Here is a 12494-nt window from a genome sequence, read left to right as displayed (position 1 = left end):
AAAGCCGAATTCTGTTATAAACCCATCCCCACGGTTCAGCGTGCACATGGGGATAAGATGGGCGATTTTGGGAATTACGCAGTTCTACCTATAATCGGGTTGCTCGTTGCCATCTTGGCGGGTGTGGCCGGAGGGAGGGCGGCGCTGAGAAAAGGCCGTTCTCAGAGAGGATGGACCTTACTTTGTTTTTTCCTACCTCCAGCACTCCTTTTCCTTGAAGTGCTGAGTAGCCAGAATAAGAAATATCTGAACGGCAAAACTCATTTCGATTTAACCCCCTGTGAGGCTTGCAATCGACCCATTTCAAGTGGTGCCAGATACTGCCCGGGGTGCGGACACAAGAATACGAGATTTTCAACGGGAAGAGGCAGCTTCCTCGAAGTCGCTTCATGCGTCTCAATTATCGCAGTGATCTTATGGAGCTTGGCTCCTTCTGGAAACGTTGTTTCGCCGCAGCGGGATGAATCACCCGCAGACAATGCCGACAGGAATCAACCAGCATTAGCGTCTGAGAGCGGATCATCCAACAATGCCCAACGTCAGTCGCCCGACAGTCAACCCATAAGTGGCGCCGATTATATTATAAACCACGACAATATTCGCTCTGTGGAGCAGAATTCCGGGGCCTGCACGGTACAAGATCCTGATGATATTACCGATATGGCGCCGTGCAATGAGGCAAATAAGGCACTTCGATCCCTGTCAGCAAAAGGTATCTGCCTGAGCGTTGGCAAGGTTGAGACATGGGTGAGATGCATGCCAGGCGGAAAGTTTGGAAAAATCTATCCAGGAAAGGGAGTGCATTTCATTCGAACAGATGGCGGGAATTCGTATCAATCCGAGAAAATCCCAGACGTAGGCGGTTTTATGAGTAAGATATGCTCTTCGGGCATCAGGGAAAGTGAGCCAATAAATTTTAGCACAACAAATGACCCATATGCATTCAAGGGGAATTGTTACGCAATGCAGGTTGCCTCAAACGCACATATACAGTGGTTGAATGAGGGAGCTGTGCTTGTCCTTCCCATACTTCCCGGGTCGACAGGCGTGGTGCTGAAAAGCCCAGGGCATCTTCAACTTGGCAGGCAAGGGGTATTCATAGGCGATGAACCTACTCAGTATCAAAGCGCATTAGGTACGATGGAAACTGCACCAACCTTCAGACTGATAGTGTACGCCAAGTAGGTCGCGCAGACGGTCGCCTCGACCTTCGTGGTGGTGAAGTATCTGAATTGAGGGGTGATTGACGGGACTCGATCCGGTGCGCTGTCATCGGGAAATGAGCGACGAAACTGAGAAGAAGCTGCAAGACATCTACGACCGGGCCGCATCTGGGCAACCGGTCATAGCGTTCGATTTCGACCAGACAATGCAGGTCGCCTTTACCCCCGAAGGAGGAGTAGTGCTCGATTGCCCTTGCGGGGCTCTTGGTGGCACTGACCTTGCAACAGTGGTTCGGGTTTCTCTAACGCCGGCAGCAGCAGGAAAGCTTGCGGTCGATCTTCAGAAAGCGGCGCAAAGTCTGGACATAGACTGGCAAGCTCTTGCCAAAACGCGGCGCTTGGATTGACGCCGATCTGACGTTTCTCAGATTGCATCTTCACCCTCCGTTATAATCCCGCACCATCCCGATCTCCATGAGGTCAAGCATGCCCTCAGTGTCGTAGATGGTGCTGAGTTCGTGCAGCGTGGCAAGGCCCGACCCGACCACATAGGCGATCGGGCGGGACACGTTCACGCAGCGGGCTGGGGTTTGTCGCTTGCCGCCTGAGGCACCAGCATTTGCACGAGCGGGGAAATGAGGTACGCGGCGGCTTTGAAAAAACCCAGGTGCATCCGGAACGCCTCCGCTTGCAGGCGGGGGAGCGTCTCGGGATCATCCAGATCGGCATCGATGATCTGACCACGCGAGGCCGGGTTTGCCGGGTCGCGCTGGATCTTCACAGTCGCCATGAGGGCATCCAGCGCGTTGTCTGCGGCCTCGTTCTCAAGCTGGCCGAACATGGCCTGAGCCATGCCCCCCAGACCTGACAGCCCGATCTCCATCGCATCCGGGGGCAGGGCCATACCCGCCCGCGTCAGTGCCTTGACCAGATGCCGCGCCCATCTGTCTGCCTGCATGGCGGGCATACGGGTGATCACGAACACCTTGCCCGCATCTTCGCCGTCAGGAATCGTGTAGGTCGTCTCGCGCAGAGCCATCAGATACCAACGGGATAGACCCGCTCCCAACGAATGGTGAACTGGCGCTCTTCGAGCAGGCGCCCGGCACTCGGCAGGGGCGAGGCCGACACGAGGTAGCCGGTCACGAGCGTGTATTTGCGCCCCAGCCCCGGAAGCGTGATCTCGCCGCCTAGGCTGTAAAGGGTACGCGCGCCAGCTTGAGACGTAGAGATGCCCTCGAACATGATGCAGCTATCGGAATTCGGCTGAAGGCCCAGCGTCATTTCGACCGGGTTCGGCACCCAGCCAGCGTTGAGCCTGCCGTCGATCGACATGCGGGTTTCGGCCTGCTCGATCGCGGCGGCCTCCCACGCACGATCTGCCGACCAGTTTTCGAGACGAACCGGCGCGTTGAACAGCGTCTGCACCGTGAGCATAAAGATGGCGTCAGCCGAAGTGATAAAGGACATCAGATGACCTCACGGGACAGAAGGGTGATCATTTGGACGGACTGGCCGTCCGCGTAGGCGAATTTCGACGCCGGAATGGTGCGTGCTGCACGGTTGACAGACGTAGCCGTGGAAGCGCCGGGCTGCTCGTAATAGCCCTGGTTCACCACTGAGTCCGCGGCACTATCCACGCCGAAGAACCGATTGATGGCGAGCTTCTGGCTGTCGCTGATCGCAACGCCGGTCTGAATCGCACCGTAGCTGAGCGCCTGACTGATGACCGACTTGCGGCCGGCAGAAATGATCGCATCGCCCTGCGTATTGAACGGCACGTTGCCGAAATTCGTCAGGGTCGAGGCGTCGGCATACTGGAGTAGGGCATTGATCCAGATCTGGTTGATGTAGCTGTCGGCCCAGAGGAAGGCACCGGAGACGCTGCCGTTATAGACCCAGTTGAACGACCCGGCGCGCCCGCTGAACTGGCCATACCAGTTGTATCCGTTGGCGAGCAGAATCTGCGCCGTTGCCGCGCTGTAGGTGGCGGGCGTGACCTGGCCATTCGAGGTAAAGGCGAGGTTCTGACGCCCGTTCACCTGATCGAAGTTCAGGGCAGCCATCCAGCCCAGAAAAGCGCCCGCCGCAGCCGGGTCCATGTAAACGGGAGAAGTGCCGGTGAGGTCCTGCGCGACCAGCCACGCGCCAAAACTCGCCGTGCTGCCCTGCGTCGTTGCCGTCGCATCCGTGTCCCAGGGGACGTACCAGTATTTGGCATTCTGAGCCCCCGTCCATGTAGCGAATGCCTGCTTCGTCGCAAGGTCTGGCTCGTAAGCGGTCGTAAACCCCGTCCAGGGGAGAGACATGATAGCGTCGGACGACATGAACGATGCCGGAGTCGAGTCCGGGCCATATCCTGCGAAGTAGAGGGTGGCAGGAAATTGGAACGCATTATCGTATCCCACGAAATACGCTTCAGCGATTTTGTATTCATTCGAACTGGTGCCGAATGTTACGCCGACGCTTGCAAGGTCATGAAATACCTTCGTAGTTCCGTTAGGGACTGCGGCTATGTCGGCAGTGATTACGAGGCCATTGAGGAAATCGAGGGTGCCGTTCGCCGGGATTGTGCCCGGCACGACCGACACGACGAGGGAGATAGGTGTTCCGACCGCCACGGGCGTTCACTCCTTGGGTGAGGGGAAAGAAGCATCGACCTCGCGGAGATCGACGGTGATGGACTCTGCAAATTGCTGAGGAATCGAGACGGTGAAATTGACCTGGAATTTCAGGTCTGCCGTCCAGTTGTCCTCGTATTGCTTGTCGCTGTTGATGAAGCCGGTCTGACGCGGCTCAGAGGCGTAGAGAGGGGCCATGACGCCGCCTGTGGCGTTGCGGAGCCAGTCTGCAGCGTACATGTCCCGCCAGAGGGCCACGACACGCTGCACGGCCTCGCCAGATACCGAACCGAAGGCCGATATCTGGACCGTGCACTCCATCGGCTCGACCACTTCGCGCGTCGTGCTGGTGTAGCGTGATGCGTTGGTGGCGATGCGCCGGCGAAAGAGAGGCGTGAAAACGATGAAGGGGCCGGGCGGGGCTGCCACCCGGTTAAGCTGTCCCTGCCTGACCTCCACACCATTCGGCACGACCGTCAGGAGCCAGGACCGGAGCGCGGTGTTTATCTCGCGATCGGTCGGGGAGAGCGTCACATGGGAGAGGGGGCCGCTGTCTGCCGGGTCACAATCACTTTGGACCATTCGCCGAAACCCCATTCCTCGACCGGCTGCGTTACGAGCCAGTCAGAGCCGTAGAAATTGAGAAGATCGCCGCCAACTTGCAGCGGGCGGGAAAGCCCCTTGAGGCCGCCCCGGATATAGACGGCGCGCATATCAGCCTGCTGGTTGATGCTGGCCACATGCTCAAGATCACCCGCCGAGACGGCCTGAATGTCGGCCTCAACGGCAAGGGTGAACGTCTTGAGCGTGACCGACCCATCAGGCTCAATCGTTTTCCCGTCCGAGCACTTCACCGTGACGGTTGTGGCCGGGTTGACGATCCCCAGCGCGCCAGAGGCGATGCCGAACACGTCAATCATCAGACACCTCGTGGCTGACTGAGCCAAGCATGAGCCCCGTGTCCACGAGCGGCTTGCATGCAGTCTCCATGTTCACCGACTTGAGTGTGCCTGTGCGTTTGGAGGACGCCAGACGGGCTTCAAGGGTTCTCTCCGAGATCGGCGCGAAGCTACCTTCTCTGATGCTGGTCCTGATCTGGTCATCGATTATTTCGCCCACGAAATCCAAGGATCGATGCACGTCATAATCTGTCGCTTTGAGCGAGGTCGCGAGAGCCTTACCCAGCCGTCTTGGTGATCGTTGATCGTTTGCCGCATGAAAGGACGAGGGGGTGAGGTCGAGGTTCCAAACTCGTTCCATTGCGCAACCTGCGCGACTGGGGTTTTGGCGGCGTCGGAGTATGTCCGACCGTCGATGAACCCCGCCTCGACAGTACCGCCACGCGCCACCTTCTTGGCTAGGTCGTCCAACGCCTTGCGCAGCTTGTCGCCGCCCCTGAGTACCTGCTTTGCCATCAGGGCCAGATCCTTGCGCGTGCGGAGCGTCCGGGGATGAACCGCATCTGTCGGAGATAGATGGTCGCCTGCCAGAACATGAGGCCATATTGCGTCTGGGCGAACCATGACTGATTGGCTGCTGTCGAACCGGCATCGAACGAGACCGAGACGCTGCCACGGGTGGCCGAGGCCAGCCGCCCGACGCTATCGGCCCCGCGCCCGCCCTGAGACTGGGGCAGGAACAGGAACGCGATATGCGCGGTCAGCAGGTAGAGCAGCCGCGTTCGCTTGGTTACGTCAGGCTCGGGGCTGTAGGCGCTGTTGTCGAGAATGGCGGTTGCCATATCGAACCGGGCCTGAGCGGCTGCCTCTGTTACCGAGGATGCCAACTCATGATAGGCCGCTGACCACGCCGCATAGTCGAACGTGACAACGCCCGGTTGCGGCACGGTGTCGGTCATCGGGTCGCGGTCTCCGCTTCCATGCCCTTGCGCTTCAGATCCTCAGGACTGACGCCCTCGAACCCGGTCTTTTCGGTCGCAAACTCGCGGGCCTTCGCATCGGCTGCACGCTCGGTCACTTCCGCAAAGACGCAATGGTTCTTCACAAGGTCGCTGTCCTTGTGCTGGGCGAGCCACTTATCCCAAAAGGATTTCTCGACCTGCGTGCGCCCGACACGACCCAGCAGGACATTGTCCTTGGGATGGTAGTCCGGCGCACGGTTGGCGCCGTTGACGGTGACGCTCTGGACGTAGCCGACCGGGCTGCGGTCGGGCTTGTCATCGGCGCTGAGTTTGGCACGCCGCTCCACATCACCATCAGGAGCAATGCGGAGTTCCAGGCCATGGGGAAGGCGGCAGAGAACAGTGACGGTATCAGCCATGATCAGATCCCCACCATCTGTGCAACAGCCATGGGACGCTTCCAGATCGTGCCCCATCCGCCACGGCTCATCTTCTGGCGTGCATTGGTCGAATACTGCTCGATACGGTGCATCGTCAGCTTCTCGGTGAAGGCGGTCGAGACCGTTTCAACCCCGTCGATCTCGGGCGCGAACATCTGCATGACATTGGCGCTGGTGTAGCCGCCCGACATGGTGACGCCTGCTTCCGGCAGGAACACGATCTCCATGTTCGGCCAGGACTGCTTGATGAGAGCAGCCAAGGTGACGCCGTAGGTGTTGGCGTAGTTCATGACCTGCGACAATTCGGACGGCACAACTACCTTGAGCCGCGTCTGATTGTCGATGTTGCCCATCAGCGCCTTGTTGAGCGCCGCGAACAGATTCACGAAGTCCTGATAGACGGCGTTCGGGTCGCTCGTGCTGGTCCATGCCGTGTTGCTGTCCGCTCTCTGACCGATGCGGTGATAGCCGCAGGCAGGGCCGGATCATTCAACGCACCGTAGTTCTCCAGGCCGGAGACGCCGAACAAGTTGATGAGGTTCTGCTGCTTGGCGAGAACCGATACGCCCGCCGTGCGCTGCTCAGCCACCCACGGGATGCTTGCCGTTCCCATCATCTCCGACTCAAGGTCGCCGTACTTGGCCCAGGTCTGGAAGTGGAAGGACTGACGCGACACCCAATTGGCGTTCGCGCTGCTGTCGCCGCCCTGCTCGTAGTCACCATAGGCCACGGCGTAACCCGAGGACTCGATGACCGGGAACATGACGGTCTTGTTGGTCCGGTCGCCCTTCTTTTCCGAACCGTAAATCTCTTCGGATTTGGTCGGAGTGATGAGCTGGCGGATAAGCTGCGGATCGACGGTCGTGTTCAGGATCGCCGGGATGCCGCTGTTCGGGGCGGTTACGGCACCGAACACGGGAGCAGCGTCGAGCGCCACGCCCTTCTCGTCGGTGTAGTGCGTGACGCCGCGAAGGTTGATGCCCCAATCCATCGCAAGGCGAGGGGCCTCAGCGCGAAACGATGCCATTATTCGTTGCTCCCGGAGATCGGCGCAACGGCGCCGGAGATGATGATGGTTGCGCCAGCAGCGCCGCCCTGCGTGACGACGAAGCCTGTGGCGACGGTGCCGCTCGGAACCGTGCCAGCCGCGCCCGTCTGAAGGCTGCCGTCAGTGGTCGAGGCATAGACGGCCTGACCTGCTGTGGCTGCGGTGGAGGCAACGGCGAAGTAATCGCCACCCGACATGAGCTGCACGTTGAAGCCGCTCGGCAGGAGCATGGTGCTCTCGGCCAGATAGGCTGTGATGAGAGCCTGCTGATCGCGCAGAACGAAGCCCGTGGGAGCTTCGGAGCCGACCGGCTTGTTCAGCACGGTCACACCGTCAGCCTGCACCCATCCGAACGCGCCGACCGCTACGCCAGCCGAACCAGCGCGGAAACCGAGCGAGCCGGGAATGGCCGAGCGTCGGGGATTGGCCGAGGCGATCCCGCCAGGGAAGCCGACCGCCCAGTTGTAATTGATCTTGTTGGGGAAACCCATCGGTCAGGCTCCTTATGCCTTGATGCGAGCAGACTTGCCCGCGATCGGGGAATCAGTGGCAACGGCGCTGTCGGCGGCGATGCGGCGAGGGGATGCCTGACGCTGCGTGACGACACGCCAGATCGCGGCCAGACCAGAGGCATCGGAAACGCCGTCAAAGGCCACGCCCTGATCGGCGAGCGCATAGCGATAGACTGAAGCGGCGCTGTCCATGCCATGCACGTCGCCAACGACCGGGCGAACGGCATCGAGAGCCACGCGCAGGGCTGCGGCCTTCTGTTCCTGCTTGGCCACGGCGCGGGCGGCTTCGTCACGAGCCATGCGGCGGGCGTCGGCAAGCGAGATCATCCGAGGGGCAGCATCGGCGGCCTTGCGGTCGTCCTTGTCGTCCTCTTCCTCGTCCATGGCATCGTCGTCGTCATCGTCCGTGTCGTCAGAGTCTTCGGCCTTGCGGTCCTTGTCCTCTTCTTCCTCGTCCTCGGCTTCCTTGCGGTCGTCCTCTTCCTCGTCCATGCACTTCTTCACATCCTCTTCCGAGGCATCGAGTGCGAGGCGACCGGCCTTCAGAGCGGCTGAAACCTTCGCCGCCGGTGACATGGGCTTGTGTCCAGCCATGCTCTTTCTCTCCAATGTTGGGGATGCGCTGTCGCCAATGATGGCGGTGTCAACGCGGGGTTTCTCGACCAGGGCGAGATGGTTGAAGCGGATGTTGACCATCTTTAGGCTGTATTCCTGCCCGTTGATGGTCCCGCTCTCAGGGACGATATCGTAGGCATATCCAGCGGATACGCTGCGCTTCGAGCCGTCCTGAATTCGTGCGATTGCGTCACCGTCCCAGATCGACAGTTCGCCGATCAGGTCGGGGGCATTGAATGAGACGTTGTTGACTGCGCCCACCGTGATTTCGCGGGGGTGAGCGTCGGCACTGATCGGCTGGTGGATCTCGATCAGTGGCTTGCCGTTCATGCTCGCTGCGGCATCACGCAGGGCATCGGCATCGCGATAGACCTGATACAGCACGTCAGGCTTGAGCCCGAGGCGTTCGGCGTCCTTGATCTCGCTGCCCCAGTAGGGCGAGACTACAGCCGCACTGAGGATGCACCGCTCGACGTGTAGATGGCCGTCATCATCGACCCGTCGAACGGATCGGTCGAAGGCCATGACCTGCTTTGTCATCAGTCATCAAATCCTGGGATGATCGGCTTGGAGACACACCGGCAATTCGGCTCGGAGCCGGGGAAAATCCACTGCCCGTCAATGTAGGCGCCCTTGTCGAGCCGGTAGCGCAGCTTGTCGCGACCGGCCTTGACGTGGCTCTCTCGCGGATGCTTGCCGCCGTGTGAGTGCTGCCAGATAGCCTCTGTGATGCCGAGCCCCATCTGACGGGTGCGGGTCATGGCCTCGCCAACCTTGCGGTTCTGGTCGCGGGCGATGAAGGCTGCGCGTCGATGCGTGATGCCGTATCGCTGCTTCGAGATCCGCCGTCAGGGTGCCGAGATCGCCGCCAGCGCAAGGCCGATCGCTATAAACGGCTTGGCCAACGTCCTGGCGAGGTATTGCTCAGGAATCGACTTGATCAGCAGCCACATTTTCCGCCGCCGATAACGGCCGCTTGTTCGGCGCATAGCCTGCTGACGGCTTGAACTTGATCGCAAACCCGTTGCGTTGCAGGTCCAGGCTCAGTTGCCGGTCAGCGTGGCTCTGAGCCTGCTTCACGAAGCGACGGGCCAGTTCGTCGGCGACCTCGTTAAACCGGGTCCGCCACCGCGCTGTGAGCTTGTTCATGATGCCCTGAAGCACCGAGGCAGGAGAGGCGTCCTGCGCCACCTGCGGCACAATCTTGCGGTAGTTCGCCTTGACCCAGTAATCGACGCTCGCCGCCATTTCCTCGACCAGATCAGTCAGGGCCTTGCGATAAGCGGCTTCCACTCCGGCGTTCGGGCGCTGCGGGGCGAGTGTTCGCCCTTTCGCGCTGTCGCACCGGAGTTTCGTCACTCTTCGCCCTCCGCCTTGCTCAGCAGACCCGACATGCTGCCGTCATCCAGATCGTCTTCAGGCTTTTCTGGGGCAGGGCCGGTCAGGTTCACGTTGCGATAGATGCTGGTGTCGTCCGTCGCCTCGCGTTCGCGGGCCTCGTCAGGCGATATCTTGCCCGAGACGATGTTCACGGCGTCGGTGTCGGACTTAAGCTTCTCGACCTCGGCAGCCTGCTTCTCGTCCATCTGCCAGAGGTGGACAAACTCGTAATCGATGTCCGGATCGATATCGCCCAGAGATGGATCTGAACGAGGTTGAACATCCACCGCAGCGTCGGCTCGATCTGGTCCGCCTGCCATGCCGCTATCTCGTCGTAGAAGACGCGGATTTCGCCGTCAGACGAGGCGTTGAGGCCGGTTGGCTGGATGCCGAACAGCTTCACCAGCGGGATGCCGGGGATCGACGCCATGGCCTCCATGGCCTGTGCAAGTAGTTCGTTCAGGCCACCAAGCGGGGTGGCGAGGATCTTGACGTCCTCGCTGGTCTTGTCGGCGACGAACGTATCCTGCCCATCCGATACCCCTTGGAGGAAGTTCGCTCTTCCCGTCACAGAACTCGGGTTGATATCGCCAAAGTCGGAGCGTTCCGGCGTGGCCATGTTCCCGAACATGTCCGTCAGTAGGACCAGCTTCGAGAAGTTGGCTGCAATGCTCGACACGCTGTTGCGCAGGCGCAGGAAGTTGTGAACGTAGGTTTTGAGTTGCTGCGTGAGCGACAGGCCGCCGAAGTTGAAGGCGGGCGCCAGCATCTGAGAAACGGGGAAGGGAACCAGGCTCTTCATGCGGGACGAATGGACCCGCGATCCCTGAACCCACCAGACGGATGGCTTGTAGAAGTCATCACGCAGCGGCGTGTCGGCGTTGTAATTGGCCGGGGTCGTCCAGATCGGCTCAACGTTCGCAAATCTGCGAAGAGCGCCCTGAGCCATGCCGTTCTTGTTGACGCGCAGGGGCTTTTCCTGATCCAGCGCGCCGTAACCAAGATCTCCGACGTCAGCCCATACGTGGCCGATGCCGTAGCCGAGGCCATGCCGGATCTGCTCGCGGATTACCTCGCGGATGTGGAACGATTTGAAGGCCGTCTCGATCTCGGAGATGCGCTTGGCTGCGGCTTTATCGTCGCCCGGCGAGGCCGTCTGCTTCTTGCTGCGGAACCTGATCCACTCGCGGGTGCACTCCTGGCCAGCACATCGACCGGCTTACGGAACTCGGCCCGCTGCATCATCTGGGCAAGATACGGATAGCCTTGGAAACTCAGGCCGTCCGCAATGTAGCCTTCAATGATGCCAATGTTCTCGCCCGCCCACGCGCCGAACCCGGCGGGGAGGGACATGGCGTCATCCATCGCGAGTGCAGCACCACGCACGCCAGCCGGAGGCTGGTACGGCTGGAACGACCGCGTGGCCGCCTCAACCCGCGCCAGTTCGGCAAGATCGGCATCCTGCGCAAACCTTGCGAATGAAATGCGTGGCTCTTTCCTATCGGTAGGACGCGGCTCTACTCGCACAGCCGGAGTTGCGGCCTTGCGGGTGAACCAAGCTGCCATGGATGGGCCTATCGTCTGCGGTTGGGTAGGGCGTTAAATGCGGAGAAGTCGGGAGCCTTGCGGCGGTTCTGGATCAGGGGCGAGAGGGCATAGCGCAGGGCATCGATGCCGTGGTTCCACTTGTCTTCGAGCTTAGGCAGGATCAGGCGCGCATCTCGCGGGTCGACCTTGTAGGAATACATTCGGAATTCCTTGGCGATCTGCTCGCAGCGTGGGTGCACCACGATCTTGCGGAACGCTTTGATGCGCTCGATGCCGTCCTCAACACAGCCTTTCCATTTCTCGGCTGGCATGATGCGAAAGCGATGCCGGTTCGCCATGTAGCTGATCGTCTCTGGCCTCGCGCAATCGGCCAGGATCGGCCAGTCACGCGAGCCCGGCACCCGGTCGAACAAGGTGGGCAACTCATCCATCTCTACACCGAGGCCGAACGCTTCCTGATCGACATAGAGCACGTCATCATCGATGAATGCCCGGATGAGCGCCGTTGGATCTTGTGAAAATCCCCAGTCAGCCCCGAAGTAGAACCGGGCGTTATCCGGCGTCTCAAATTCCTCAAACGACACGCGGTGCCGGAACACAACCGCTTCGCTGATCGTCCTGCATTCACCTTCCCAGACGTGCTCGTAAGCCTCCGGGTCGTGCCTGAGCAGCAGTTGCCGTTCGGCGTTCAGTTCAGGCGGAAACCACGGGTTATCCTGCCAGCCGACCTTGCGGACCAGAGCGCCGCCCTCGTCCTGCAGCATCAGCATAAGCCGGTGCATGGGGTCGTCGTCGTGCTCTGGATTGTAGGTGAACCAGAGTTCGGACCCGGCCTTACGAATGGTCGGGATCAGGATATCGAGCGACGACTGGCTGACGGTCTGACCTTCCTCGACCCAGCAGATATCTACGCCTTCTGTGGACTTGATGCCCTGGATATTGCGGGCAAGGCCCTTGAACAGAAACTCTGCACCCGCCTTGGATGAGATGCTTGTTTCCTGCACCTTGAACCATGGCGTCAGTCCCAGAGCTTCGATCTGGTCGGCCAAGAGCCGCTTGACTAAATCATTGATGGAGTTCTGAAACTCGCGAACGCACAGCACCCGGATCGGTCGGGTTGCAGCCGGCGCCACAAGAACACGCGAAACGGTCCAGGATTTGGAAGAGCCGCGCCCACCATACCAGACCCGGTAACGGTACCCGCGCCCAAAATCACCGAACGCAGGCGGGATTTCAATTCTCGTCTGGCTCATCTCTTGATTGGAAAGGCGCAATCACCAGCGTCGGCATCTGCAACGGCGCTCCA

Annotated in this window: 21 protein-coding genes; 3 read left to right on the top strand and 18 right to left on the bottom strand. The window is 60.3% G+C overall.

The annotated features are described in order from the left end of the window. The first annotated feature begins 57 nt into the window (after positions 1-57). Together P5689_RS01365 and P5689_RS01360 are read left to right on the top strand one after the other, a co-directional pair. Positions 58-1185 carry a zinc ribbon domain-containing protein gene (locus P5689_RS01365; RefSeq protein ID WP_285531829.1) on the top strand — a complete coding sequence of 376 codons (1128 nt, stop codon included), beginning with the start codon at positions 58-60 and terminating at the stop codon, positions 1183-1185. Positions 1186-1243: 58 nt separating this feature from the next. After that, complete coding sequence (locus P5689_RS01360; RefSeq protein WP_285531828.1) at positions 1244-1570, top strand: hypothetical protein; 327 nt, start codon at positions 1244-1246, stop codon at positions 1568-1570. 30 nt (positions 1571-1600) lie between these two features. On the opposite strand, the gene P5689_RS01355 is transcribed toward P5689_RS01360, so the two are convergent. The 17 genes from P5689_RS01355 to P5689_RS01275 all read right to left on the bottom strand — a co-directional run bounded on the left by P5689_RS01355 (position 1601) and on the right by P5689_RS01275 (position 10820). Then, complete coding sequence (locus tag P5689_RS01355) at positions 1601-1732, bottom strand: hypothetical protein (protein ID WP_285531827.1); 132 nt, start codon at positions 1730-1732, stop codon at positions 1601-1603. Positions 1733-1734: 2 nt separating this feature from the next. Then, positions 1735-2202 carry a phage tail assembly chaperone gene (locus P5689_RS01350; protein WP_285531826.1) on the bottom strand — a complete coding sequence of 156 codons (468 nt, stop codon included), beginning with the start codon at positions 2200-2202 and terminating at the stop codon, positions 1735-1737. After that, entirely contained in the window at positions 2202-2633 is a 432-nt protein-coding gene (locus P5689_RS01345; RefSeq protein ID WP_285531824.1) for a phage tail fiber protein, read from the bottom strand. The genes P5689_RS01350 and P5689_RS01345 overlap by 1 nt, the downstream gene beginning before the upstream one ends. Next, entirely contained in the window at positions 2633-3784 is a 1152-nt protein-coding gene (locus tag P5689_RS01340; RefSeq protein ID WP_285531823.1) for a DUF3383 family protein, read from the bottom strand. The genes P5689_RS01345 and P5689_RS01340 overlap by 1 nt, the downstream gene beginning before the upstream one ends. Before the next feature lie 6 nt (positions 3785-3790). Next, on the bottom strand, positions 3791-4366 hold the full coding sequence (locus P5689_RS01335) for an LIC_12616 family protein (protein WP_285531822.1): 576 nt from the start codon (positions 4364-4366) through the stop codon (positions 3791-3793). After that, entirely contained in the window at positions 4315-4704 is a 390-nt protein-coding gene (locus P5689_RS01330) for a hypothetical protein (protein WP_285531821.1), read from the bottom strand. Before P5689_RS01330 ends, P5689_RS01335 begins: the two co-directional genes overlap by 52 nt. Beyond that, positions 4697-5044, bottom strand: coding sequence for a hypothetical protein (locus tag P5689_RS01325; protein WP_285531820.1), 348 nt, complete (start codon positions 5042-5044; stop codon positions 4697-4699). Before P5689_RS01325 ends, P5689_RS01330 begins: the two co-directional genes overlap by 8 nt. 154 nt (positions 5045-5198) lie before the next feature. Then, positions 5199-5642: a DUF4054 domain-containing protein gene (locus P5689_RS01320; RefSeq protein WP_285531543.1), complete on the bottom strand. Its 444-nt coding sequence runs from the start codon at positions 5640-5642 to the stop codon at positions 5199-5201. Beyond that, a complete protein-coding gene (locus tag P5689_RS01315) occupies positions 5639-6064 on the bottom strand; it encodes a hypothetical protein (RefSeq protein WP_285531544.1) in 426 nt (141 codons plus the stop codon). Before P5689_RS01315 ends, P5689_RS01320 begins: the two co-directional genes overlap by 4 nt. 2 nt (positions 6065-6066) lie before the next feature. Continuing rightward, on the bottom strand, positions 6067-6471 hold the full coding sequence (locus P5689_RS01310) for a hypothetical protein (protein ID WP_285531819.1): 405 nt from the start codon (positions 6469-6471) through the stop codon (positions 6067-6069). Next, complete coding sequence (locus P5689_RS01305; protein ID WP_285531818.1) at positions 6468-7112, bottom strand: hypothetical protein; 645 nt, start codon at positions 7110-7112, stop codon at positions 6468-6470. Before P5689_RS01305 ends, P5689_RS01310 begins: the two co-directional genes overlap by 4 nt. Beyond that, positions 7112-7624: a hypothetical protein gene (locus P5689_RS01300; protein WP_285531806.1), complete on the bottom strand. Its 513-nt coding sequence runs from the start codon at positions 7622-7624 to the stop codon at positions 7112-7114. The genes P5689_RS01305 and P5689_RS01300 overlap by 1 nt, the downstream gene beginning before the upstream one ends. 12 nt (positions 7625-7636) lie before the next feature. Then, complete coding sequence (locus P5689_RS01295) at positions 7637-8800, bottom strand: DUF2213 domain-containing protein (RefSeq protein WP_285531548.1); 1164 nt, start codon at positions 8798-8800, stop codon at positions 7637-7639. Beyond that, on the bottom strand, positions 8800-9021 hold the full coding sequence (locus tag P5689_RS01290) for a hypothetical protein (RefSeq protein WP_285531817.1): 222 nt from the start codon (positions 9019-9021) through the stop codon (positions 8800-8802). Before P5689_RS01290 ends, P5689_RS01295 begins: the two co-directional genes overlap by 1 nt. A gap of 163 nt (positions 9022-9184) precedes the next feature. Beyond that, positions 9185-9619, bottom strand: coding sequence for a hypothetical protein (locus P5689_RS01285; RefSeq protein WP_285531816.1), 435 nt, complete (start codon positions 9617-9619; stop codon positions 9185-9187). Then, positions 9616-9792 carry a hypothetical protein gene (locus P5689_RS01280; RefSeq protein ID WP_285531815.1) on the bottom strand — a complete coding sequence of 59 codons (177 nt, stop codon included), beginning with the start codon at positions 9790-9792 and terminating at the stop codon, positions 9616-9618. The genes P5689_RS01285 and P5689_RS01280 overlap by 4 nt, the downstream gene beginning before the upstream one ends. After that, complete coding sequence (locus tag P5689_RS01275) at positions 9789-10820, bottom strand: DUF1073 domain-containing protein (RefSeq protein ID WP_285533779.1); 1032 nt, start codon at positions 10818-10820, stop codon at positions 9789-9791. The genes P5689_RS01280 and P5689_RS01275 overlap by 4 nt, the downstream gene beginning before the upstream one ends. 86 nt (positions 10821-10906) lie before the next feature. Here P5689_RS01275 and P5689_RS01270 point away from each other — a divergent pair, with 86 nt between their 5' ends. After that, positions 10907-11122 carry a hypothetical protein gene (locus P5689_RS01270; RefSeq protein ID WP_285531550.1) on the top strand — a complete coding sequence of 72 codons (216 nt, stop codon included), beginning with the start codon at positions 10907-10909 and terminating at the stop codon, positions 11120-11122. A 92-nt stretch (positions 11123-11214) separates the two neighbouring features. Here P5689_RS01270 and P5689_RS01265 read toward each other — a convergent pair whose 3' ends face one another. After that, positions 11215-12441 carry a PBSX family phage terminase large subunit gene (locus tag P5689_RS01265; RefSeq protein ID WP_285531814.1) on the bottom strand — a complete coding sequence of 409 codons (1227 nt, stop codon included), beginning with the start codon at positions 12439-12441 and terminating at the stop codon, positions 11215-11217. Between the last annotated feature and the right edge of the window lie 53 nt (positions 12442-12494).

Origin of the sequence: Asaia sp. HumB (assembly GCF_030263835.1) — a bacterium.
In the GTDB taxonomy this organism is placed as follows: Bacteria; Pseudomonadota; Alphaproteobacteria; order Acetobacterales; family Acetobacteraceae; genus Asaia; species Asaia bogorensis.
This window is presented reverse-complemented; position numbering and strand designations above follow the sequence as displayed.

Coding starts and splice junctions, on each gene's coding strand:
- P5689_RS01365 (WP_285531829.1), top strand. CDS start 58: ATGGGCGATTTTGGGAATTACGCAGTTCTACCTATAATCGGGTTGCTC.
- P5689_RS01350 (WP_285531826.1), bottom strand. CDS start 2,202: ATGGCTCTGCGCGAGACGACCTACACGATTCCTGACGGCGAAGATGCG.
- P5689_RS01345 (WP_285531824.1), bottom strand. CDS start 2,633: ATGTCCTTTATCACTTCGGCTGACGCCATCTTTATGCTCACGGTGCAG.
- P5689_RS01335 (WP_285531822.1), bottom strand. CDS start 4,366: ATGGTCCAAAGTGATTGTGACCCGGCAGACAGCGGCCCCCTCTCCCAT.
- P5689_RS01330 (WP_285531821.1), bottom strand. CDS start 4,704: ATGATTGACGTGTTCGGCATCGCCTCTGGCGCGCTGGGGATCGTCAAC.
- P5689_RS01325 (WP_285531820.1), bottom strand. CDS start 5,044: ATGGAACGAGTTTGGAACCTCGACCTCACCCCCTCGTCCTTTCATGCG.
- P5689_RS01320 (WP_285531543.1), bottom strand. CDS start 5,642: ATGACCGACACCGTGCCGCAACCGGGCGTTGTCACGTTCGACTATGCG.
- P5689_RS01315 (WP_285531544.1), bottom strand. CDS start 6,064: ATGGCTGATACCGTCACTGTTCTCTGCCGCCTTCCCCATGGCCTGGAA.
- P5689_RS01305 (WP_285531818.1), bottom strand. CDS start 7,112: ATGGCATCGTTTCGCGCTGAGGCCCCTCGCCTTGCGATGGATTGGGGC.
- P5689_RS01300 (WP_285531806.1), bottom strand. CDS start 7,624: ATGGGTTTCCCCAACAAGATCAATTACAACTGGGCGGTCGGCTTCCCT.
- P5689_RS01295 (WP_285531548.1), bottom strand. CDS start 8,800: ATGACAAAGCAGGTCATGGCCTTCGACCGATCCGTTCGACGGGTCGAT.
- P5689_RS01290 (WP_285531817.1), bottom strand. CDS start 9,021: ATGACCCGCACCCGTCAGATGGGGCTCGGCATCACAGAGGCTATCTGG.
- P5689_RS01265 (WP_285531814.1), bottom strand. CDS start 12,441: ATGAGCCAGACGAGAATTGAAATCCCGCCTGCGTTCGGTGATTTTGGG.